This is a genomic window from Paenibacillus pasadenensis (assembly GCF_002864175.1).
In the GTDB taxonomy this organism is placed as follows: domain Bacteria; phylum Bacillota; class Bacilli; order Paenibacillales; family Paenibacillaceae; genus Paenibacillus_O; species Paenibacillus_O pasadenensis.
Genome location: NZ_NFEZ01000004.1, coordinates 192,060 through 215,575, shown reverse-complemented (window position 1 = coordinate 215,575; position 23,516 = coordinate 192,060). Strand labels below are relative to the sequence as shown.

At 65.9% G+C, this 23,516-nt stretch carries 17 protein-coding genes; 6 read left to right on the top strand and 11 right to left on the bottom strand.

Annotation, left to right across the window (positions count from 1 at the left end):
* Positions 1-188: 188 nt before the first annotated feature.
* Positions 189-1,307: a S8 family peptidase gene (locus B8V81_RS10645; RefSeq protein WP_373864138.1), complete on the top strand. Its 1,119-nt coding sequence runs from the start codon at positions 189-191 to the stop codon at positions 1,305-1,307.
* Positions 1,308-1,351: 44 nt separating this feature from the next.
* On the opposite strand, the gene argS is transcribed toward B8V81_RS10645, so the two are convergent.
* From argS to speE, 6 genes are all read right to left on the bottom strand, one after another.
* Complete coding sequence (argS, locus tag B8V81_RS10640) at positions 1,352-3,028, bottom strand: arginine--tRNA ligase (protein ID WP_101808350.1); 1,677 nt, start codon at positions 3,026-3,028, stop codon at positions 1,352-1,354.
* A complete protein-coding gene (locus tag B8V81_RS25230; protein WP_180968422.1) occupies positions 3,025-3,573 on the bottom strand; it encodes a YwiB family protein in 549 nt (182 codons plus the stop codon). Before B8V81_RS25230 ends, argS begins: the two co-directional genes overlap by 4 nt.
* Positions 3,574-4,340: 767 nt before the next feature.
* Positions 4,341-4,871 carry a DNA-deoxyinosine glycosylase gene (locus B8V81_RS10630; RefSeq protein WP_101808348.1) on the bottom strand — a complete coding sequence of 177 codons (531 nt, stop codon included), beginning with the start codon at positions 4,869-4,871 and terminating at the stop codon, positions 4,341-4,343.
* Positions 4,872-4,918: 47 nt separating this feature from the next.
* Positions 4,919-5,182: a DUF7667 family protein gene (locus B8V81_RS10625; RefSeq protein WP_180968421.1), complete on the bottom strand. Its 264-nt coding sequence runs from the start codon at positions 5,180-5,182 to the stop codon at positions 4,919-4,921.
* A 128-nt stretch (positions 5,183-5,310) separates the two neighbouring features.
* On the bottom strand, positions 5,311-6,180 hold the full coding sequence (gene speB, locus B8V81_RS10620; protein WP_028600641.1) for an agmatinase: 870 nt from the start codon (positions 6,178-6,180) through the stop codon (positions 5,311-5,313).
* Positions 6,181-7,008: a polyamine aminopropyltransferase gene (speE, locus tag B8V81_RS10615; RefSeq protein ID WP_028600642.1), complete on the bottom strand. Its 828-nt coding sequence runs from the start codon at positions 7,006-7,008 to the stop codon at positions 6,181-6,183.
* A gap of 265 nt (positions 7,009-7,273) precedes the next feature.
* On the opposite strand from speE, the gene B8V81_RS10610 reads away from it, so the two are divergent.
* From B8V81_RS10610 to B8V81_RS10600, 3 genes are all read left to right on the top strand, one after another.
* Positions 7,274-9,415 (top strand): transglycosylase domain-containing protein, encoded by a 2,142-nt coding sequence (locus tag B8V81_RS10610; RefSeq protein ID WP_028600643.1) that lies wholly within the window; start codon positions 7,274-7,276, stop codon positions 9,413-9,415.
* A gap of 295 nt (positions 9,416-9,710) precedes the next feature.
* Positions 9,711-10,196 (top strand): phasin family protein, encoded by a 486-nt coding sequence (locus tag B8V81_RS10605; RefSeq protein ID WP_101808346.1) that lies wholly within the window; start codon positions 9,711-9,713, stop codon positions 10,194-10,196.
* Positions 10,193-11,947: an ABC1 kinase family protein gene (locus B8V81_RS10600; RefSeq protein WP_101808345.1), complete on the top strand. Its 1,755-nt coding sequence runs from the start codon at positions 10,193-10,195 to the stop codon at positions 11,945-11,947. The genes B8V81_RS10605 and B8V81_RS10600 overlap by 4 nt, the downstream gene beginning before the upstream one ends.
* Positions 11,948-12,041: 94 nt before the next feature.
* On the opposite strand, the gene B8V81_RS10595 is transcribed toward B8V81_RS10600, so the two are convergent.
* The 3 genes from B8V81_RS10595 to B8V81_RS10585 all read right to left on the bottom strand — a co-directional run bounded on the left by B8V81_RS10595 (position 12,042) and on the right by B8V81_RS10585 (position 14,895).
* Positions 12,042-13,124, bottom strand: coding sequence for a glycosyltransferase family 4 protein (locus B8V81_RS10595; RefSeq protein ID WP_101808344.1), 1,083 nt, complete (start codon positions 13,122-13,124; stop codon positions 12,042-12,044).
* Positions 13,121-14,362 (bottom strand): glycosyltransferase family 2 protein, encoded by a 1,242-nt coding sequence (locus B8V81_RS10590; RefSeq protein WP_028600646.1) that lies wholly within the window; start codon positions 14,360-14,362, stop codon positions 13,121-13,123. The genes B8V81_RS10595 and B8V81_RS10590 overlap by 4 nt, the downstream gene beginning before the upstream one ends.
* A 98-nt stretch (positions 14,363-14,460) precedes the next feature.
* Positions 14,461-14,895 (bottom strand): hypothetical protein, encoded by a 435-nt coding sequence (locus tag B8V81_RS10585; protein WP_101808343.1) that lies wholly within the window; start codon positions 14,893-14,895, stop codon positions 14,461-14,463.
* A gap of 310 nt (positions 14,896-15,205) precedes the next feature.
* Here B8V81_RS10585 and B8V81_RS10580 point away from each other — a divergent pair, with 310 nt between their 5' ends.
* Positions 15,206-18,676, top strand: a complete 3,471-nt coding sequence (locus B8V81_RS10580) for a discoidin domain-containing protein (protein WP_101808342.1) — start codon at positions 15,206-15,208, stop codon at positions 18,674-18,676.
* Positions 18,677-18,857: 181 nt separating this feature from the next.
* Here B8V81_RS10580 and B8V81_RS10575 read toward each other — a convergent pair whose 3' ends face one another.
* The gene (locus tag B8V81_RS10575) at positions 18,858-20,612 is read right to left on the bottom strand and encodes a family 10 glycosylhydrolase (protein ID WP_244912750.1); all 1,755 of its coding nucleotides are present in this window, start codon (positions 20,610-20,612) and stop codon (positions 18,858-18,860) included.
* Between the two features lie 620 nt (positions 20,613-21,232).
* On the opposite strand from B8V81_RS10575, the gene B8V81_RS10570 reads away from it, so the two are divergent.
* Positions 21,233-21,820 carry a GNAT family N-acetyltransferase gene (locus B8V81_RS10570; RefSeq protein WP_101808340.1) on the top strand — a complete coding sequence of 196 codons (588 nt, stop codon included), beginning with the start codon at positions 21,233-21,235 and terminating at the stop codon, positions 21,818-21,820.
* 977 nt (positions 21,821-22,797) lie between these two features.
* On the opposite strand, the gene B8V81_RS10565 is transcribed toward B8V81_RS10570, so the two are convergent.
* Positions 22,798-23,409 carry a YwhD family protein gene (locus B8V81_RS10565; protein WP_101808339.1) on the bottom strand — a complete coding sequence of 204 codons (612 nt, stop codon included), beginning with the start codon at positions 23,407-23,409 and terminating at the stop codon, positions 22,798-22,800.
* Between the last annotated feature and the right edge of the window lie 107 nt (positions 23,410-23,516).

Here is a 23,516-nt window from a genome sequence, read left to right as displayed (position 1 = left end):
TTCCGAAAAGGAGCGGCGGATTCCCGGCTGCAAGAGTCCGACGACTCTTACTTGCATTGTATGAAGAGCGGAGGGCGATTGACACGAGCCGCGGCCCAAATTGCCGCAAAACGGGCCGATGGCTCTATCGGGCGGAGGGCGGCCCCTCATACACTATCCAAGCATTGTCCGTCAGGAGGGACTTCATCTTGGATCATCTGCTCCGCTGGCTGCGCGACCTCCCCGCCTCCGCCGGCTCTCCGGCAAAACGGCTCATGCTTACCTTCCGCCATCCCGACGACTACCGGGTCTTCCTGCATGCGTGCGGCGAAGCCCTTCTTCCGTCTGAACGGCTCGTTCCCTTGCCCCTCGTCCAGGCGGTCAGCGTGGCGCTGCCCGCCCGGCAGCCGCTTCCCCCTCCGACCGCCGGCGTCATGGCCGAGGAGGACCGCCGGATTACGATGAAAGCGTCCGGCCTGCCCAAGACGATGCCCGAAAAGGGCCTGCCCTGGGGCGTGCAGCAGATCCGCGCCCCGCTCGCCTGGAACCGGACGACGGGCCACCGGATCAAGATCGGCGTCATCGACACCGGCGTCGACCACAGCCATCCCGATCTCAAAGCCTCGCTCGGCCGCGGCATCAACCTGATCGACCGCGGCCAGCTGCCCCATGACGACAACGGGCACGGCACCCATATCGCGGGCACGATCGCCGCGGCCAACCAGCCGGGCGGCATGATCGGCGTCGCCCCGCGCTCCATCGTCTATCCCGTCAAGGCGTTCGACCAGAACGGCAGCGCCTATGTGTCGGACATCATCCTCGGCATCGAGTGGTGCGTCCGCAGCGGCATGAACATCATCAACATGAGCTTCGGCATGAAGTCGCGCAGCAAGTCGCTGCACAACGCCGTCATCAACGCGACGAACGCCGGCGTCGTCATCATCGCTTCCTCGGGCAACGACGGCCGCCGACGCTCGGTCGACTACCCGGCCCGCTATCCGCAGACGATCTCGGTCGGCGCGACGAACCGGCTGCGCCGCATCGCGGCGTTCAGCAACCGCGGCCCCTACATCGACATCTATGCCCCGGGCGACCGGATCCATTCGGCCTGGCTGAAGGGCAAATACCACGAGATGAGCGGCACGTCGATGGCCACCTCGCATGTGAGCGGCGCGGTGGCGCTGCTGCTGGCCCATCAGCCCGGGCTCGATCCGGGCGAGATCCGCGCGATCCTCAAGCGCTCGATGGTGCCGCTTCGCGGAGCGAAGGAAGGGCGCACCCCGGGCGAGCTCGACGTCCTGAAAATGATGAAAGCCGCCGAGGCCTGATGGCTTCGGCGGCTTTCCTTTTGGCGGGGAAGAAACGCTAGCGGCTACATGCGCTCCGGCGCGGATACGCCGATGAGGCGCAGCGCGCTGGCGATGACGGCGCGGACGGCGGCCAGCAGGGCGAGGCGCGCCTGCGTCTGCGCCGCATCCTCGGTGATGGCGCGCTCCGCGCGATAGTAGCTGTGCAGCTGCGAGGCCAGCTCGTACACATAGCGCACGAGGCGATGCGGCGCATGCTGCTCGGCCGCCTGGCGGATCTCCTGCGGATATTCGGCGAGCTTGAGCAGCAGGTCGTATTCATGCTCGCTCGTCAGGCGCGAGAGCTCGACCTGCTCCAGCGGCAGCCGGCTGACGCCCTGCTCCTCGGCCTGGCGCAGGATGCTGCAGATGCGCGCGTGGGCGTACTGCACGTAGTAGACCGGGTTCTCGTTGGAGGTGGAGACGGCCAGGTCCATGTCGAAGTCCAGATGCGAGTCCATGCTGCGCATCGTGAAGAAGTAGCGGATCGCATCGACGCCGACTTCGTCCATCAGATCCTCCATCGTGACGGCTTTGCCGGTGCGCTTGGACATCTTGACCTTCTCGCCGTTCTGGAACAGGCTGACCATCTGGGCGATCAGCACGACAAGCTTGTCCGGATCGTTGCCGAGCGCCTCCATGGCGGCCTTCATGCGCGGGATGTAGCCGTGATGGTCCGCGCCCCAGATGTTGATCATCGTATCGTAGCCGCGGCCGTACTTGTCGCGGTGATAGGCGATGTCCGGCGTCAGGTACGTATAGGAGCCGTCGTTCTTGATGAGGACGCGGTTCTTGTCGTCGCCGTAGGCGGTCGTGTTCAGCCACGTCGCGCCTTCTTCCTCGTACACCTGGCCCTTCTCGCGCAGCGCGTCGAGCGCCTGGACGACGAGTCCCTTTTCGTAAAGGGACGTCTCGCTGTACCACAGGTCGAACGGCACGCGGAAGCGCTCGAGGTCGCGCTTGATCTTGCCGAGCTCGCGCTCGAGGCCGTACGCCTTGAAGAACGCGAAGCGCTCTTCGTCCGTCAGCGAGAGCAGGCCGTCGCCTTTCTCCGCGGCCAGCTCCTTGGCGAAGCCGACGATGTCCTCGCCGTGGTAGCCGTCCTCCGGCAGCTCCGCCTGCTGGCCGAGCTGCTGGCGGTAGCGCGCCTCGATCGACCTCGCGAGGTTGTTCACCTGCGCGCCGGCGTCGTTGATGTAGTACTCGCGCGTCACTTCGTTGCCCGCGAAGTCGAGCACGTTGCACAGCGCGTCGCCGACGGCCGCGCCGCGGGCATGGCCCAGGTGCAGGCTGCCGGTCGGGTTGGCGCTGACGAACTCGACCTCCACGCGCTTGCCGGTGGCTGCGCCGCGTCCGTAATTCTCGCCGGCGGCCTCGACCTGGCCGACGACCGGATACAGATACGCGCGGTCCAGGCGGAAGTTGATGAAGCCCGGGCCGGCGATTTCCGCCGACAGGATGGACGCCTTGCCTTTGTCCAGATGCTCCAGGATCGCCTCGGCGATCTGGCGCGGGTTTTTGCGGGCGAGCTTGGTCAGCTGCATCGCGGCGTTCGTCGCGAGGTCGCCGTGCGACTTGTCGCGGGGCACCTCCAGCGCGAATACCGGCAGCTCCTCGCGGGGCGCCAGGCCGGCGGCGACGACGGCATCGGCGATGCCCTCGCGGATGGCGGTATAGACTTGCTCCAGCACGTTCTGACTCATGGTTGATTAGCCTCCTGTATCGTAAGCCGCAGTTGGAAGCGGCCGCTTGACTCGTCTTCGATGCGCAGCCGGTACGTCCACGACAGCGTCAGCGGCAGCAGCCCCTCGCCGGGGGAAGATGCCGCCAGCTCCTCGGTCTCGGTGACGAGCGGGAACGACAGATGCGGCGACGCATAGCGCCCGCCGCGAGACTGCCCGGCCGCGAACGTCTGGTCGGACTCCAGACCGCCGCGCCGCGTGAGCGTCAGCTCCTCGCCGTTCCAGCGAAGCGTCGTGCGCACGACGCCGTGCAGCTCGTCCCGCTCCTCGTACCGCAGGTAAAGGGAACGCCCCTTGGGGATGAGCTCGCCGCGATGGCGCGCGGCGGGCTCGCGCTTGCCGTCCTGCATGCTGCTGACGGCGATGTCGACGGCAAGCCTGGCGGGACTAGGCCGGGCGACCGGCCCCCCCTCGGCAGAGCCGCCGGCCCGGCCGGCCGATCCAGCGGGGCCGGCGCTGTCCGCGGGGCGATCCGGCTTGGCGGGGGCTCGATCGTTCCGTTCCATGGCGTTCTCCTCCTTTGGCGCTTCCTGTCGATTGTTCCTATTTACTATATACATGGCGGGCGAAAGTTTCAATGATTGTCCGCCGCGAAAGCTCCAGCGGGCCGGCCGCTCCTCGGGCAGCCGGCCAGCGGGCCGGCCGCTCGCCGCGCGCGGCGAAGCAGCAATTCTCGAAAGGGCGCCGCTAGGGGAGGAAACCCGGCAAGAGGCGACATGGCCAAGCCCGAATAACCGGCTCGACCAGGGAACTTTGAGTTCCCTCGTGCGTCCGATTCGCGCCTGTTGGCTCGACCAGGGAAGTTTGAGTTCCCTCATGCGTCTGAATCGCGCTCGTCGGCTCGATCAGGGAACTTTGAGTTCCCTCATGCGTCTGAATCGCGCTCGTCGGCTCGACCAGGGAACTTTGAGTTCCCTCATGCGTCCGATTCGCGCTCGTTGGCTCGACCAGGGAACTTTAAGTTCCCTCATTCGTCCGATTCGCGCTCGTTGGCTCGGCCAGGGAAGTTTGAGTTCCCTCGTGCGTCTGAATCGCGCTCGCTGGCTCGATCAGGGAACTTTGAGTCCCCTCATGTGTCCGTATCGCGCTCGTGGCCCGATCAGGGCGCGCCTGGCTCCCTCGTTCGTACTCCCCTCCCGGCAAGGCCATGCAGCGCCGTGCGCGACTTGACGAACGAATGCCAAAAAGCCGCCCTAGCTGCAAAGACAGCAAGGCGGCTTGGAGGGCAGCCTCCTGGGAGGCTGGCTGCCGGAGGGCAGCCTCCTCGGGAAGGCTAGCTCCCGGCGGGAATCCGCAAGTACGGCTTCAGCCCCTCCCACACCTGCAGCCGGTCCTCCAGCGTGCGCATCGCCGGAGTCGGCACGGGGCTCGTCGACGGCATCCGCAGCAGATCGAGGCCCGCCAGAGCCGGATGGTCCTTGAAATGCTTCACATAGATCGAATGCGACTTCGTGCCGTTGAAGGCGAGCGCCCGCAGCGTCGGATGCGCCTCGACCAGTCCCGGCAGATCGTTCGGCTCCGCGTCGCGGATGTTCATGTCGAGGCTGCCCGGCCGGACGCATGAGCCGATCATGTCCCACATGCCGACGCCGATGCGGGCGGCGTAGCGGACGCGCTCCTCGTACGTCTCGTCCGGCTCGCGGCCGGACAGGGCGTACAGGATGCGCCATAGAAAATTGCGGTCGTTCGCATAGTAGCGCTGCGCCTGCAGCGACTTGACGCCGGGCATGCTGCCCAGCACGAGCACGGTCGCCCCCGGCTCGATGAGCGGCGGGAACGAGTAGACTTTGGTCGGCTCCGACAAGCGGATCCCTCCTCGGGACGGCAAGTCGAGACGGGCCGGCGCCAGCTCTACATCTGGCCGTTCTTGCCCCGGAAGGCCGGCGGCGTGCCGTCGAGCTTCTCGATCTTGCCGCAGATTTCGTGATGCCACTCCGTATCGTCGGTCATCGACGCCAGCAGCGACATATTGTACAGATTGGCCAGACGCCGGCAATGCGAGGCGTTCACCGCCAGGCAATGCTCGAAGTCCGCTTGCTCCTCGTCCGTCAGCGCGCGGCGCTCGCGGATCGTCCACAGCTCCGCCAGATGCTCATGAATCGGCAGCAGTCCCATGTTTCAAGCACCTCCTTGGATTCTATCAGCCAGTATGGCCAAAGAAGAAGAGGTTCAAGCAGCCGGCGCCGCCGAAAGCGAAAAATCCCCGCCCTTCCAAAGGAAGCGGCGGGGAACGAAAAAGCCCTTTACTTGATGAAGCCGAGCAGCATCTCGCGAATGACCTTGGAAGCGACGATCTGCGTCTGCTCCGTCGGGTCGTAGGCCGGCGCGACCTCCACGAGGTCGCAGCCGACGACGTTCACGCCGGAGCGCGCGATCGCGTGCACCGCTTCGAGCAGCTCCTTGCTCGTAATGCCGCCCGCTTCGGCGGTGCCGGTGCCCGGCGCGGCCGACGGATCCAGCACGTCGATGTCGATCGTCAGGTAGACCGGACGTCCTTCCAGCTCCGGCAGCGCCTTCTTGAGCGGCTCGAGCACCTCGAACGGGTGGAAGTTGATGTTCTCGCGGGCGAACTGCCACTCCTCGCGGGAGCCGGAGCGGATGCCGAACTGGTAGACGTTCTGGCCGCCGATCAGGCCGGCCGCCTTGCGCAGCGGCGTCGAGTGGGACAGCGGCTCGCCTTCGTACGATTCGCGCAGGTCCGCGTGGGCGTCGAAGTGGATGATCGCGAGGTCCGGGTACTTCTTGTAGACCTCCTGGAAGATCGGCCAGCTGACGAGATGCTCGCCGCCGATGCCGACCGGCATCTTGCCGTCCGCCAGCACGCCGGCGACGAACTCGCCGATGATGTCGAGCGAGCGGGCCGCGTTGCCGAACGGCAGCAGCAGGTCGCCGGCGTCGAAGTACTCGATGTCCTCGAGGCTGCGGTCGAGGTACGGGCTGTACTCCTCGAGGCCGATCGACACCTCGCGGACGCGGGCCGGGCCGAAGCGGGAGCCGGGACGGAAGCTCACGGTGAAGTCCATCGGCATGCCGTAGATGACGGCGCGCGAAGCTTCATAGTTCTCGGAGCTCAGGATGAAGACGTTGCCGGAGTATTTCTGGTCGATTTTCATTTATTTCACCAGATCCTCGACGAACTTCGGCAGCACGAACGCGGCCTTGTGCAGGCGCGGCGTGTAGTACTTCGTCTCGCGCTCCGGAATCGCCGTCTCGTCGACCGCGAGCGGATCATGCTGCTTGGAGCCCATCGTGAACGTCCAGAGGCCGGACGGATACGTCGGCACGTTGGCCCAGAACACGCGCACGACCGGGAACACTTCCTTGACGTCGCGGTTGACGCTCTGGATGAGGTCGGCCTTGAACCAAGGGTTGTCCGTCTGCGCCACGAACAGGCCGTCTTCCTTGAGCGCCTCGTAGATGCCCTGGTAGAAGCCGCGCGTGAACAGGTTGGCCGCCGGGCCGACCGGCTCGGTGGAGTCGACCATGATGACGTCGTATTCGTTCTTGTGGTCGTGGATATGCATGAAGCCGTCGTTCACATGCACCTCGACGCGCGCGTCGTCCAGGCCGGATGCGATGTTCGGCAGATACTTCTTGGAGTATTCGATGACCTTGCCGTCGATGTCGACGAGCACGACGCGCTTGACCTTCTCATGCTTGAGGATCTCGCGCACGACGCCGCCGTCTCCGCCGCCGACGACGAGCACCTGCTCCGGGTTCGGATGCGTGTTGAGCGCCGGGTGGGCGACCATCTCATGGTAGACGAACTCGTCCTTGTCGGTCGTCATGACCATGCCGTCGAGCACGAGCATCGTGCCGAACTCCTCGGTCTCGATCATGGCGAGCTGCTGGAAGTCCGTCTGCTCGTGGACGTAGGTTTCCTTTACTTTGGCGGTGATGCCGTACGACTCGGTCTGTTTCTCGGTATACCACAATTCCATGGTAAGAGTCCCTTCTTTCTTCTTCAGGTTTGAATCTATCATCAAAAGGCGGCCCGGGCAAAAGCGGATCTTGCCGATTCCTCCCCCTTAAGGTCGACGGTTCAACCTGTATTATAGTCAAAAGCCCCCCTCAATACAAACCCTTTCCGCATGGCTTTACAGCGGTTTTAAAGAGCGGAACGGCCCTCTCGCCGGGCTCGTATATTCCCGCCTCCCGATATCCATACTATGGAAAACCATGCCGAATCCTCGGGAGGAACCGCTCGTGACCAAACGTCCCGCCTGGCGCCGGAAAAAGAAGGCCGAAAGCTCGCCAAAGGCCGCCCGGCCGCCTCTCGCCGAAGGCCGCTCCGGCCATCGCTCGCGCAGCCCGCTGCGCTGGCTGGCGCTGCTCGCCGGCACCGGCTTCTCGCTCGCGCTGCTGCTGCTCGCGGCCGTGCTGCTGACGCTGCGCCTGCAGTCGCTGCCCGTCTCGTCCGCGTCGGAGGTGACGCAGATCTACGACGCCTCCGGCAATCTGCTCGACTCCTTCCACGCCGGACAGACGCGAGAAAGCGTGCCCCTCTCCCGCATCTCTCCCGATCTGGTCGAGGCGACGATCGCCATCGAGGACCGCCGCTTCTACAGCCATGGCGGCTTCGACCTGCGCGGCATGGCCCGCGCCGCGCTCGTCAACCTCGAGAGCGGCCGCGCCCGCCAAGGGGCGAGCACGATCACGCAGCAGCTCGCCCGAAACCTCTATCTCACCCATGAGCGCACGTGGAAGCGCAAGCTCAAGGAGGCGGCGTACACCGCCCAGCTGGAGATGAACCTGTCCAAGGAGCAGATCCTCGGCCAGTATTTCAACCAGATCTACTACGGGCATGGCGCGTACGGCATCGAGCGGGCGTCCAAGATGTACTACGGCAAGCACGCTTCCGAGCTGACGCTGGCGGAGGCCGCGATGCTCGCCGGCGTGCCGAAGGGGCCGAAATACTACTCGCCCTATCTGAACGAAGCGAACGCCTATCGCCGGCAGAAGCTCGTGCTCGCCGCGATGGTCGAGACCGGCGCGATCACCGCCGAGCAGGCGGCTGCCGCCCGCGCGGAAAAGCTGGAGCTGAAGCCGCTGCAGCCGGCCGGCAGCGGGGGCGGCGCGCCGTACTTCCGCGACTATGTGCGGCAGACGGCAGTCGACCAGCTCGGCCTCGACGAAGGGCTGATCAGCGAGGGCGGCGCGCGCATCTATACGACGCTCGATCCGGCCATGCAGCAAGCGGCGGAAGCCGCCGTCAAGGAAGGGCTGCCCGCCAGCTCGCAGCAGCAGGCGGCGCTTGTCGCGATCGAGCCGTCGACCGGCTATATCCGCGCGATGGTCGGCGGCCGCGACTACCGCACCGGTCCGTTCAACCGGGCGCTGTCGCGCCGCCAGCCCGGCTCGTCGTTCAAGCCGATCCTGTACCTGGCCGCTCTCCAGAACGGGCTGACCCCGGTGACGCCGTTCACGAGCGCGCCGACGATCTTCAGCTACGACGGCGGCCGCAAGACGTACGCGCCGCACAACTACCACGACCGCTACGCCGGCGGCGACATCACGATGCGCGAGGCGATCGCGAGCTCCGACAACACGTACGCGGTCAACACGATCCTGCGCATCGGCGCCGACAAGGTCGTCTCCGTCGCCCGGCAGCTCGGGCTTGCCGGCGACATGCAGCCGCTGCCCTCGCTCGCGCTCGGCACGTACCCGGCGAGCCCGCTGGAGATGGCATCTGCGTTCGGCGCGCTTGCCGCGGGAGGCGTGCGCGCCGAGCCGACGGCGATCCTGCGCGTCGAGGACAGCAAGGGCGAGGTGCTGTACCGCGCCGAGCCGCGCTTGTCGAGGGTGTCCGACCCCGCTCATGCGTACGTGCTCACCAGCCTGATGGAGAGCGTATTCGAGACCGGCGGCACCGGCAGCCGCGTCTCCGCGATGATCCGCCGCCCTGTCGCCGGCAAGACCGGCACGACGGCCGACGACGCCTGGCTCGTCGGCTATACGCCCGACCTGGCCGCAGCCGTCTGGACCGGCTATGACAAGGGCCGCAGCCTGACGGCATCGGAAGCCCACCGCGCGGCGCCGATTTTCGCCTCCTTCACCGAGAACGCGCTGAGCGGCCGGCCCGCGCGGCCGTTCCAAGTGCCGGACGGCGTCGTCAGCGTCGCCGTCGATCCGGCGAGCGGCCTGCGCTACGGCCCCGGCTGCTCCGGCTGGCGGATGGAGCTGTTCGTCGCCGGCACGGAGCCGGTCGGCGCCTGCGACGGCAGCTCGGCCTCCGGCGCAGAGGCCGTCGCGAATCCCGCTGCCGCCGATCCGTCCGCCAAGCCGGCCCGGGCGGACCAGGAGCGCGGCTGGCTCGGCGGCCTCTCCCGCTGGTGGCGCAAGCGCTAGGGCGTGCTTGCAATCTCCGAAGGAAGCAGATAGGCCCGAATTTTTGATCCCTGGGAGGAACGTAGACGAAGGCGTACCGGGAGTACGTCGAGTCTGCGTGACGAAGCAGGGGGCAAAAAGGCGGCGATAGATGCCCCTGAGCGGGTTTGCAAACACGCCCTAGCTTCATCGGCCGGGCCTCGGGCCTGCCGCCTGGTGCCGAAGCGGGTGATTAACCCCGATGCGTCGAGTATAATGAAGAAGCAAGGATGGGAAATGTTGACGATAGACTCGAAAAGAAGGCAGGTGTCGATTCATGAAAGACCTCTTGAACAAAGCATTCTCGCTGGGGCTCGGCCTCGCCGCTTCGACGAAGGAGCAGGCGGAGAAGCTGGCGCAGGAGCTGTCGGCCCGAAGCGACATGAGCAAGGCCGACTCGCAGCAGTTTGTCAGCAGCATGATCTCGCGCGGACAGGAAGCCCGCAGCGGCTTGGAGACGTTCATCCGCGAGCGGGTCAAGGACGTCACGGATGAGCTGGAGCTCGTTCATCGCAGCGAGCTGGCGCGGCTCGAGGCTCGCGTCGCGGAGCTGGAAGCGCGGCTCGGCGCCGCCTCTGGCCATGCGCCGTCCGCGCCCGCGGGCGATGCGCCGGCGGCGCTTCCCCATGGAGCGGCCGGCGAAGACGGCGCCTATGAGGGGACCGGCAAGGCCGGCCCCGACGTGCCGCCGGCCGTCCAGCCGTCCGCAGACGCAGGCGCCGGCCCGGAGCCGGGCGGAGAGCCGGACGGCCACGGCCGATGACGGCCATCCGCCGGCTGCGCCATCTGCAGCGCTATCGCGAGATCGCGCTCGCCTTTGCCCGCAACGGCTTCGGCTATTTCGTCCGGGAGCTCGGCCTCACCCGGCTCATCCCGCATTGGCGCAGCGTCGAGAGCCAGCATCATCAGCCTACCCGCACGACCGGAGAACGCCTCCGGTCTTTTTTGCAGGAGCTCGGCCCGACGTTCGTCAAGATGGGCCAGATCGCCAGCACCCGGCATGACATGTTTCCGCCGGACATCATCGAGGAGCTGCAGCGGCTGCAGGACAAGGTGCCTCCGTTTCCGTTCGAGGAAGTCCGCCGCGTCGTCGAGGAGGAGCTCGGCTCGCCGCTGGATTCCGTCTATCGCAGCTTCGAGCCGGAGCCCGTAGCCGCCGCCTCGATCGGGCAGGTGCACCGCGCACGACTGCGCTCCGGCGAGGAGGTCGCCGTCAAGGTGCAGCGCCCCGGCATCCTTAAGACGGTCGAGACCGACCTCGACATCCTGCGCCATCTCGCGCGGATGGCCGAGCACCGGCTGCAGTGGGCGCGGCAGTACGGCGCCTCCGAGCTCGTCGAGGAGCTGGCCGCCTCGCTCGGCGCGGAGCTCGACTACACGCACGAAGGCCGCAGCTCCGAGCGGATCGCCGCGCACTTCGAGGGCCGCAAGGACATCCGCATCCCGCGCATCTGGTGGGATCTGAGCAGCCGCCGCGTGCTGACGATGGAATTCATCCCCGGCATCCAGCTCCATGACGCCGCCGCGCTCGAGCAGGCGGGCTTCGACCGCACCGAGATCGCCGAGGCGGTATGCCGCGTCATTCTGGAGCAGGTGTTCCTGTCCGGGCATTTCCACGCCGATCCGCATCCCGGCAACGTGCTCATCCTCCCGGCGGCGGAAGGCAAGCGGACCGGACCTCGGTCCGCCTCCGCCGCGGAGGGCGGAGCGGACGATTCGGACCCGAGACCGCGGCCGGTCATCGGGCTGCTCGACTTCGGCATGACCGGACGGCTGACCCCGGGCATGAAGGAGCATTTTGCCTCGCTCATCATCGCCCTGCGCCGCCAGAGCACCGACGGCGTCATCCAGGCGATCGAGGCGATGGGGCTCATCCCGGAGAGCGCCGACTGGCAGGAGCTGCGGCGCGACGTGGACCGGCTGCGGGAAAAGTATTACCTGATCTCCTTCGCCGACATCAGTCTCGGCGAAGCGGTCACCGACCTGTTCCAGGTGTCGTACCGCCACCGCATCCGCATGCCCGCCGACTTCATGCTGCTCGGCAAGACGCTGCTGACGCTCGAAGGCGTCATCTCCTCGCTCGATCCCGACTTCAGCGTCGTCACCGTAGCCGAGCCGTTCGGCAAAAAGCTGCTGCTCGACCGGCTGAAGCCGGCCCGCCTCGCCGAGGCGGCCGCCGGCTACGCCGCGGAATACGTCGACCTGCTGGGCGAGCTTCCCTCGCGCCTGCGCAGCCTCGGACGATTCGTCGCGCGCGGCAAGCTGCCGCTCGAGCTGTCGGTGAAGGACGTCGACCGCATGATGAAAAAGCTGGACCGCATCAGCGGACGGCTCAGCTTCAGCATCGTGCTGCTCAGCTTCAGCATCATCATGGCCGGACTCGTCGTCGGCTCCTCGATCGGCCGCCAGCCGGGCCTGCTCTCGCGCTTCCCGGTGCTGGAGATCGGCTTCACGATCGCCGCCGTCATGTTCCTTTATATGCTCGTCTCGATTTTCCGATCCGGTCGAAAATGAATCGGCCCGGCCTCCCCCACCGCGCGGGATGCCGGGCTTTTCCATGCTCCGCCCTGCCGGATCGCTCCGGCAGGATTTTTTTGCTTCCCGTCCGTCATCTCCGGGGCGACGCCGCCATCAGCTTCTTCAGCATGCCGCCGAACCGCTTGGCGTACGCCTCCTTGGAAAATGTCGCCCGGATATGCGCCTGGCCGCGCTCGCGCATCCGCTCCCGCCGCTGCCGGTCGTTCATCAGCTCCAGCGCCTTGCGGACCGCGATGTCGACCTGACCGACCGGGTACAGCATGCCGGTGGCCTCCGGCTGCACGAAGCGGCGGATGCCGTCCGAATCGCTGGACAGCACCGGGCAGCGGCACAGCATCGCCTCGGCGACCGCGTAGCCGAAGCCCTCGAGATGGGACGTCGAGCAGAGCAGGCCGCCCGAATCCCCGATCAGGCTCAAATAATCGGCCATCTGCCCGTGCGGCACGTTGGAATGGCGGATGAGCCGCTCCGCATAAGGCGAGGAGGCGAGCCAGAGCTCGAACGCCTCCTGCTCCAGCGGCTCGAACAGCGTCGCGTCGCCGAACATCCACAAATAAATCGACGGATTCGCCGCCAGCAGCCGCTCGCCGATGGCGATGAACTCCCGCCAGTTCTTGTTGGCGGTAATCCGTCCGATCCAGCCGACGATCGGGTACGGCTTGGGCGGATAGGCGACATAGCCGAAGCCGGACGTGTCGAGCGGATTGTCGAAGCAGAACTGCGGCACATCGGGCAGATGCTGCTTCATCAAGGCGACGAGATGATCCGTGCGGGGGAACAGCAGCCCGTCGGCATGGCGGCGGATGTGCCCGCTGAACTCCGCCATCACCGCCCGCGCCTCCTCGATCCGCCCGAGTCCCTGCACTTCGAAGACGATGCGGCCGCGGTACCCGGCCTCTCGAATATGCTCCATCGTCCAGATGTCCGTGCAGACGACGATGGCGTCGTAGCCTCCGGCGAGGACATGCTGCCCGATCGCCGCGGGATCGGACAGGATATGGACGGGCAGGTCGGTGATGTTCTTCCTCCCTTCCCCGCCGCTCGTATAGAGCAGATGCACCTCATGCCCCGCCTCCGTCAGCGCCTGGCCGCGAATCCGGTTCAACGTCTCCATGCCTCCGCTCGGGTTGAAAAACGTGAACAGCAGCTTCACGGCGGCCCCTCCGTTCCGAGAATCGCGCCGAGCAGGCGGACGAGGCCGTCCGTGCGGAACAGCTCGTGGAACAGGTTCGGCTTGCCCGGCGGCTCGGCCGCATCCGTGCCGCGCCGGATCGAGATCGGCGCCGGCGCAGGGCCGTCTCCGTAGAACCAGGACAGCTCGCCCGGCTTGCCGTTCGCATCCGCGTAGTCGATCAGCTGCTGGAGATCGACCACCTCGCGGAACCGGCCCGGACCGAGCACCAGCACATAAGGCGTCGTCACATGCTGCGCCGCGTACAGAATCGCGGGCGACACCCCCATGCCGGGACACCATTTGAAGCTCGTCGTCGGGTGGGAGATGGCGCCGAGCGCCGACGTCGGCTGCTGAGACTCGGACAGATCGAGCACGATGCAGCTGTAGTTGCTGAACGACTGCTCGTAAAGATCCTCCAGCACCTCGATCTCGTTGTCCAAAGCAAGCCCGAGCGGGAACAGCACGGTCAGCTGGGCCGGAATTCCCCGCCGCAGCCGGGCCTGGTGGCGGACGAGATGATAGGCATAGCGCCATCGCCGATGCTCCTGCGGGCCGCGCAGCTGGGCGGAGATGCTGTGCGCCGAGTCGACCCGGTAGTCCATCAGCTCCACCGGCAGATGCTTCATGCGGCAGGTCTCGCTCAGGCGGAGCCAGTAGTCGTAATCCTCGACTGGCTGCATGCCGTAGCCGGCGATCTGGCGGGCGTACTGCGCTTTGTACATGAACGAGACGCCGACCATGGAATAATCGAGCAGCCGCTCCTCCGGCTGGGCCTGATAGACGCGCAGCGCCGCCAGCTCGGCCTCCGAGCGCAGCTGCCGCCCCTCGTCGTCGATGCTGCGGAACGAGCTGAAGACGAGGCCGAGCTCCGGCGGGCCTTGGACGAGCGCCGAGCGCAGCACGCCGACATAGTCGGGGCCGTACACATTGTCCGTCGAGACCCAGGTCAGGTACAGGATCGCCGGATCGGCGAGCAGCGCCTCGAAGCCCGTATTCAATGCGGCTGCGACGCCTCTGTTGTCCGGATAGGCGATGATCTCCGCCCGCGGATCTCCCGCCGTCAGCTCCTGGACGAGCGGCTCCATCTCCGGCGCTCCGTCGATGACGAGCACGAAGCGGAAGCCGCGATGCGTCTGCGCGAGCACCGACTGTACGGCCGCCGTCAGGAACTCTCTTTTCTGCCTGTAGACCGGCATGACGATTCCAACATCGGTCAATGCTGTCCCTCCTCGCCCGAATTGCCTTCCCTTCTTGCCTCTCCTTCTTTCATCTATATGTAAGGCGCCTCTGCTTGATGAAGAGGCGCCCCGGCCTTTCAGCTGCTGTAGCCGGTAAAGTTGAAGCTTTCCGGTCCGACGCGCAGGATGCCCGCCACGCTGGAGGTGACGAAGACCGAATAGGGAGCGGACGATGCGTTCGGCGCTCCGGAATCGGAGCCGGTGAAGCTGATCGCGCGCGGACCGACCTCCGTCGCGAGCAGATCCTGATCCAGCGTGTAGACGACGGTGCCGACGAACGGAGTCAGCCCGCGAATGACGTAGAACGAGATGACCGCATCGGCGGCAGCGGTCGGCTGCTGGACCGTGACGGTGCCTGAAAACTCCACTACCGTACCGCCCGCCGTTCCAAGAGACAGATCGAGCGTCTGCTGGGCGACCAGCTGCAGGGAGCCTCCCGATGCAAGCGGAATCGAGATCGAGCTGCCGTAGCTCGCATTCTGCGAGGCTTTGGCATCAAGCCATTGAGACATGAGAATCCCTCCTCGTGCGGTTGATGCCGTAGTATATGCCGGACAAGCGGGGCGGCAACGGACAAGCGCCGAGGGACCGAGGGGCGCTCCGCCTCTGCCGTGAAGCGCCTCTCGGTCCGCACGGCATAGAAACGCACCTGATCCTCGTAGGAACGCATCTTCAAGGCTCGTCCATGGCTGGCTTAAAATGACAGCAGGACCGGCCGGAACGGTCCGGAGGGAGGCGAAGACAGACAAGGCGGGGCATGACCGGAAATGATGAAAGCGTTTTATATCATTGAAGCACTCCAATTGAACGAGGAGGTACATGATGTCCACGAACCTTCAAGCGAAACGAAAGGCTCCGGTTCGAAATCGCTATGTCTCCTGGCTGCTCGCGTGCATGGTGCTGCTCTCGCAGCTGTCGCTGGCGCCTGCGCCGGCGGATGCCGCGGGAGGCCCGAACCTTGCGCTCGGCAAGGCGGCGACCGCGAGCGGCTACGCCGACGTCTACGGCGCCGGCAACGTCAACGACGGCAATGCGGGCACGTACTGGGAGAGCGTCAACAACGCCTTTCCGCAATGGATCCAGATCGACCTCGGAGCGAGCGCCAGCATCGACCAGATCGTGCTGAAGCTGCCGTCCGGCTGGGAAACGCGCTCGCAGACGCTGTCCGTGCAGGGCAGCGCGAACGGCAGCACGTTCTCGACGCTCGTCGGCTCGGCGAGCTATACGTTCAATCCGACCGGCGGCAACGCCGTGACGATCGGATTCTCGGCCGCCTCGGCGCGTTATGTCCGCCTTAGCTTCACCGCCAATACGGGCTGGCCGGCGGGCCAGCTGTCGGAATTCGAGATCTACGGCGCTTCCGCGCCGACTCCGACTCCGACTCCGACCGCGACGCCGACGGCCACGCCAACCGTGACGCCGACTCCGACTCCAACCGCGACGCCGACTCCGACTCCGACGGCCACGCCGACGGCAACGCCTACCCCGACCCCGACGGCGCCTCCGACGGGGAGCAACGTCGCGCTGAACAAGCCGATCACGGCCTCGTCCGTCGTCCATACGTTCGTCGCGACGAACGCCAATGACGGCAGCGCGACGACGTACTGGGAAGGCGGCGGCAATCCAAGCCAGCTGACCGTCGATCTCGGCACGAACCACAGCCTGAGCTCGATCGTCCTGAAGCTTGACCCGTCGAGCGCGTGGGGCACGCGCACGCAGACGATTCAGGTGCTGGGCAATACGCAGGCCAGCTCCTCGTTCACGAGCCTCGTCTCCTCCCAGTCCTACACGTTCAACCCCGCCACCGGCAACAAGATCACGATTCCGGTGACGGCGACGGCCAAGCAGGTGCAGCTGAACATCACCGCCAACTCCGGCGCTCCGGCCGGCCAAGTGGCGGAGTTCGAAGTGTACGGCATGCCGGCGGCCAATCCCGACCTGAAGGTGACGGGCATGTCCTGGACGCCGTCCTCGCCGGTCGAGAACAACGCCATCACGCTGAGCGCCACGGTGCAGAACAGCGGCACGCTCGCCTCCGGCGCGACGACGGTCGCTTTCCTGCTCGGGACCGAGCAGGTCGGCACCGCCGCGGTCGGCGCGCTTGCAGCCGGCGCATCGACGACCGTCTCGCTGAACATCGGCGCCCGCAACGCCGGCACGTACGCGCCCGGCGCCAACGTCGATCCGAACAATACGGTCGTCGAGCAGAACGAGTCGAACAACAGCTACACGCACTCCTCCTCCCTCGTCGTCGCGCCGGTGACGAGCTCCGACCTGATCGCCACGACGTCGTGGACGCCGGGCAATCCGAGCGCGGGCAACACCGTCACCTTCTCCGTCAACCTGAAGAACCAGGGCAACGCGGCCTCCGCCGCAGGCGCCCATCCGATTACGGTCGTGCTGAAAAACGCCGCCGGAGCGACCGTGCAGACGTGGAACGCGTCCTACGCCGGCTCGCTCGCCGCCGGCGCTTCCGCGAACGTCACGGCCGGCACCTGGACCGCCGTCAACGGCAGCTACAGCGTCACGACGACCGTAGCGGCCGACGGCAACGAGGTCGCGGTCAAGCAGCAGAACAATACGAGCACCTCCAGCCTCTATTCCGGCCGCGGCGCCAACATGCCGTTCACGATCCTCGAGGCCGAGGCGGCGGGCAACGCCACGAACGGCACGCGCCTGGCGCCGAACTTCAAGCCCGGCGACTATGCCGGCGAAGCGTCGGGACGCTCTGCCGTCCAGCTGGATGCCAGCGGCGAATACGTCGAGTTCACGCTGACCTCGCCGGCCAACGCCTTCGTGCTGCGCAGCTCCGTCGCCGAAAGCACGAGCGGCACGATCACGCTGTACGCGAACGGCGTCTCCAAGGGCAAGTTCAACGTCACGTCCAAGTTCTCGCATGTGTACGCCACGCCGAGCACGCTCGGACGGCTCGGCTATGACAACGCGCCGGGCTCCGGCCTGACCGCCTACTGGCTGTACGAGGACGCGCAGCTGCTGCTCGACACCGTCTACCCGGCGGGAACGAAGATCAAGATCCAGAAGGATGCCGGCGACGTGCCGTGGATCTACGTGGACATGCTCGAGACGGAGCAGGTCGCTCCGGCCGCCTCCAACCCCGATCCGAGCAAGTACGTGCAGGTGTCCGCCTCCAGGTCGATCGAGCAGGCGCTGAACGAGTTCCGCCAGGACGCGACCAAGAAGGGCATCTTCATCCCGGCGGGCCAGTGGGAGCTCGGCAGCAAGATCTATCTGTACGGACGCGCGACGGAAATTATCGGCGCCGGCCCATGGCACACGAAGCTCGTCGCTCCGGCTTCCCAGACCAACACGGATATCGGCTTCAACATCAGCTCGACGGCCAACGGCTCGACGATCCGCGACCTGTCGGCATGGGGCAACTACGTCTACCGCACCGACGGCCCGGGCAAGTTCATCGACGGCAACGGCATGCAGAACGTGACCGTCCAGAACATCTGGGTCGAGCATTTCATCTGCCTGTACTGGGGCGTGAACTCCTCGAACAACACGTTCAAGGACAACCGGATCAAAAACACGTTCGCCGACGGCATCAACATGACGAACGGCTCGTCGTACAACGTCATCGACAACAACTACTCCCGCGGAGCGGGCGACGACGCGTTCGCGCTGTTCAGCGCCGTCGACGCCGGCGGCTCCTACAACGTCGGCAACAAGTACAGTAACCTGACCGCGACCTGCGTGCGCCGCGCCGCCGCGTTCGCCGTGTACGGCGGCTCGGACAACCTGTACCAGAACCTGTACGGCGCGGACACGCTCACCTATCCGGGCCTGACGATCAGCAGCCTGAGCTTCGGCTACAACACGCTCGGCTTCGGCGACAAGGATACGGTCATCGACGGCGTCACGCTCGACCGCACCGGCGGCGACTTCTGGACGAGCGTCGGCGCGGACGACAAGATCAACGACTACCAGAACTTCGGCGCCATCTGGTTCTTCGGCGGCGACCGCACGTTCAAGAACATCCTCGTGAAAAACGTCGACATCAACAACCCGGTCTACTTCGGCCTGATGTTCCAGTCCAAGTCTCCGGAAAATCTGCCGATGCAGAACGTTCGCGTCGAAAACGTCACGATCAACAACCCGTCCCGCTACGGCATCAAGCTCGTCGCCAGCGCGGAGCAGGGCCAAGGGCCGGTCTACGGCCAAGCCAGCTTCACCAACGTGAAGGTGAACAACCCGGGCGTGCAGGCCATCTACGGCGAGAGCAAGAGCCCGAGCTTCACCGTGACGCGCGTAAGCGGCAACAACTGGTAGGGTAGAACAAGAAGAGGCTGCCTCGACTCCCGCAAGCGGAGTCGAGGCAGCCCCTTTTTCATGTCGTGGTCCTATGCCGGGCGTACGGGCACGGCTGCTTCGACGTCGGCCGGCACAGGCAAACCATCCGCTGGCCTGCACCGGTCGTCAGCTCAGCCCCGGCGGCTTGCAGCCGCTCGCCTCACTGCGCTCCGGCGTAGTAGGAACGCAGCGCGTCGGCGATGCCGAGCGGGTTGCGCCGCAAATCCTTGGCGCTGAAGAACAGCTCGCCCGTCACGGAGCCGGCCAGCTGGTTGTAGTCGAGCTGGCGGACGATCTCCGACGACGACTGCCAGCCGGCCTCGGTCGTGCCGAGCTTGTACGGCGAGTGGCCGATGTACAGGTCGACGCCGGTGCCGCGCACCGTGCGCTGCCACCAGTCCGCCACCTTGCCGTACGGCACGGTCGGGTGGGCGAAGCTCCAGTAGATCTGCGGCGCGACGTAGTCGAGCCAGCCTTTCTGCACCCACAGGCGGACGTCGGCGTACATGCTGTCGTAGGCGGTCACGCCCGCCTTCGTCTCGGAGCCGGATGGATCGGTCGACTGGTTGCGCCAGACGCCGAACGGGCTGATGCCGAATCGGATCGAGGGCTTCGCCGCGTGGACCGCCCGGTCGAGCTGCTCGACAAAGGCGTTGATGTTGCCGCGCCGCCAGTCGCCCTTGGACAGGAGCGTACCGGCGCTGTACAGCTTGTACGTTCCTTCGTCGTCGAACGCCGAGCCGGACGGGTAGAAGTAGTCGTCCAGATGGATTCCGTCCACGTCATATCGCGCCGCCACCTCCACGATCGCGTCGATGACCGCCTGGCGCGCCGCCGGGATGCCCGGGTTGACGTACAGCTTGCCGCCGGAGTTCACGATCCACTCCGGATGCTGGCGCACGATGCTGCCCGCATCGAGCTGGGCCGGATCGGCCGTGCTGGCCGCGCGGAACGGATTGAACCAGGCATGCAGCTCCATCCCGCGCCGGTGCGCCTCGTCGATCATGAACGCCAGCGGATCGTAGTCCGCCTTGAGCCCCTGCTTGCCGGTGAGGAACGCGGACCACGGGCTGAGCAGCGTCGGATACAAGGCGTCGCCCGCCGGACGCACCTGCACGAACGCCGCGTTCATGCCCATCGCCTGCAGCTCGTCGAGCAGCGCCGTGAACTCAAGCTTCTGCTTGGCGCTGTCGTTGCTCTTGGCGGAGGCGGCGCTCGGCCAGTCGAGGTTGTAGACGGTCGACACCCATGTCCCGCGCAGCTTGGCCGGGGCGCCCGGGCCCGGCACGACCTGGCCGGGGGTCGGCGACGGCGTCGCGCTCGGGACGGGATTCGTTCCCGGCGTCGCGCTCGGCGCCGGCGTGGCGCTCGGATTCGGACTGGGGCTCGGCGTGGCGCCCGGGCCCGGCGTCGTGCCGGGGGTCGCTCCAGGCTCGCCGCCGGGCGAGGTCAGCTTGACGGTCCGGTCGGCGCTGCTCCAGGCGACGCCGAGCCCGAGCTGCTCGCCGACGAAGCGCAGCGGCACCATCGTGCGGCTCTGCTTCATCTGCACGGAAGCGTCCAGCTTCACGCGGGCTCCGTTCACGGTCGCGTAGCTTTGTCCCATGACGAGCGAAATTTCGCTGCCGGACATCGCGATGTCCGCCCGGCGCTCCTTGGCCGACCAGCTTACGGATGCGCCGAGCCCTTCGCTGACGACGCGCAGCGGCACCATCGTCACGTCCGCCTTGGGTACGATATAAGGAGGCGCCTCCGAGACAAGCGCCTGCCCGTCCAGGTACAGCCGGATCTGCGCCGCCGCTTCGGCCTGGCCGGGCACGGCCGCCGCGCCCGTTCCGAGCAGAGCCGCCAGCGACAGCGCGAGCCGCCTGCGGGCGGCGCCGGACGTCCGGTCCGGTTTCCTTGCTTGCTTCACATTCTCATTCCTTCCCCGATAGCATGCTGAATCTTGCGTCATGGCAACGCTTAGTTAGACGCCGTCTCCGAAGAGGAAGTTGCTGGATAAGCCCCGATAGACGCGAGCGGAAGAGAAACCGCTTAATTTCGCAAGAAGATGCGGAAAGGCGGCGCCTGATGCCGAAGAAGGCGGAATCCGCCCGATTTCTGATCTTTTCATAATATTCTGATTATTTAATCAATTGTAAAGATGAGCTATAATGAAGGCACTCCTCACAGGAAGGGGATAGTCCATTGGAGACGGTAAGCGAAGCATGTCCCCGGCTGGAAGGCAACACATTCCGGTCGGTGAAGCTGGCTCCCCGTGCAGGGCCGAGCGGACATGCGGGTACAGAAGTTGAAATCTGTTGCGCACACGAACCTGTGGTACATTCTGTATGGAGGAAACGAAATCTGAGACGGAAGCAAGCGTTAGGCTACGCAAGCTGCTGGGAATGGAGTGTCAGTGTCTAATTGAATAGGAACCGGTTTTGCAGGAGATAGGGCTTCTGGTTGTCAGCCGACAAGCAGAGGCCCTATTAGCGTTTTCAGGGCCTTCCGGGAAGGGTATACTGAGGGCACGAAAAGGAGGCTCTCCGCATGCCGCTGCACATTCTCGACCGTCTCAACCATCCTCTCTGGCCCGCCGCGCGGGCCATCTACGAACGCTCCTTCCCGCCTCACGGGCGCAAGCCGGAGGCGCTGCTGCGCCGCATGCTGGAGCGCGGCCAGGCGTATGTGTTCGTGCTGGCAAACGAGGACTCGCAGGCGCGCCTTCACCCGGCAGCCGCGATGGCGCTAGCCGGCCCGGGCGGGAGCGGGCTTATCGTCGACTACCTCGCCGTCGACCCGGCGCTGCGCGGGCAGGGACTCGGCAGCCGTCTGCTGGACGAGCTGGAGCGCTGGGCGCTGGAGCGGACGACCGCGAGCGCGCTCGTCATCGAGACGGAGGCCGGAGCAGGCAAAGAGAACGAGGGTCGACGCGTATTTTGGGAGCGAGCCGGCTTTGTTGCCCCGGACGGGCATGTGCATCGCTACATCTGGGTGCCGGAGCCGTATGCGGCGATGTACCGGCCGCTGCCCGGACGCGAAGGCGGCCTGCTGCCTCCTCCCAGCGGCAGGCAGCTGTTCCGCTGGATCGAGGGATTTCATGCTCGGGCCTACCGCGGGTTCCGCGAGGAGGAGTAGACGGGGCTTTAGCCGGCGGGCTGGGCAAGTCGAGTCGGGGCCGTCGGGCTGGGACATTCCGGCTGGGGCAGTCCGGCTGGGGCCGTCGGGCTGGGACCGTCGGGCTGGGGCAGTCGGGCTGCTCAGAGGCCTCGGCAAAGAGCCGCTCTTTGGCCTGGAGCGGGACCTCGCCGGCAGGCTTGTCAGGCATCCGCTTCACCGTGAATTCTAACGACGCGTCATCTCGTTAGACGCCATAAAATAGACCTACGAAAAACGTAACGACTCCTCAACTTGTTAAAATCGAATTCGGGCCCAGAATCAGAGCGAAATAGACCTGACTTGGCGTCTAACGAGCTGATTCGTCGCAAGAAATCGCGAAACCCTCTCAAACCTCTTCTTACGATCTGATTCGTCGTTAGGCAAACTCATGCTTGACGCCGCCCCTACCCGGAATGAAAGCTAGCAGCCGTCTAATCTCGTTTCAGCTGACCTGCTCCAGCGAGCTTGCAGCCGCCAGCCGGATGGTCCTGACCACGCATGCCGTTGGCCAGGCGGTCCAGATTGGCCCTGAGCCCCTGTCGCCCGCCTTCTGGCACGACAACAAAAAGAGGCTGACCGGAGACATCCACCTCGGTGGACGTTCCGGCCAGCCTCTTTGCATGCGGTGCAGCAGCGCCATGCTCGACACTGGCGGGCAATCCGTCAGCTGCCAGCTGCTCAGGCAGCGCAAGCTGAGCCGCAGCTCCCGAGCTTGCGTTGCATCGGCGGCACTTGCGATACATCAGCAACGCCCGCGCTTGCGTGGCATCGGCAGCACTTGCGATACATCAGCAACGCCCGCGCTCCGCGCTTGCGTTGCATCCGCAGCGCCTGCCGCTTCCCCTGGCTTCGCCGCTCTACCCGTTATCCCGGCTCCCGCCGGTCATGCCGCTCCATCATCCGGCCGCCGGCCGGTCGCCCTGGTCCGTCAGCCGACGCGCCTCCGGCCGGTCCTGCTACTCCGCCAGATGATCCTTGAGCGCCTGCGGCGAATGCTCCCACCACTCGGCGTTGTGCGAGATCAGCAGCTCGCGCAGCACGGCCTTCTCCTCGGGAGACAGCTCGTCCAGCACGAAGCGGCGCTTGATTGCATAGTCGAGGTTGTTGACATGCTGGGCGAGAATCTTCCAGCCGCGGCGCGCCTCGGTGTCGACGAGCATCGGACAGGCGGTCGCTCCCGCATAGAAAGAGCCCTCCTCGTCGCGGTCGACCGCGACCCAGACGATCCACACCGGACGGCCGTTCGGCACGTTCGCCTTGTCGGGGCTGAACTTGATCCCCTTCTCCACCTTGCTCTTGGCGTGCATCGCGCCGTTGTCGATGTAAGCCTCTCCGCCGTCGATGATGACGGAGGAGACGCGGCTGAGGTCGATCGTGCCCGCGCCGAAGCCGCGATGCTCCTTGTTGCTGACGACGTTCAGCGACAGCGAGCGCTTGCCCTTGGCCGGCTGCGCGTCCGCGGCCGGCGTTCCTTGCGCGCCGTCCGGACGGCCTGCTCCGGCATCGCCCTCCGCAGACGCCGCTTCCGCCGCGCCCTCCGGACGCTTCGCTTCCTTATTCTCTTCCATGCCCCGCTCCCTTCCATGACTTTCCGTGTCCAAAGACAAGCCATCTATGGTCCGAGCCCCCGCCCGCACGCCGCTCCCGGCGTACAAGCAGGGGCTTGTATTCGATA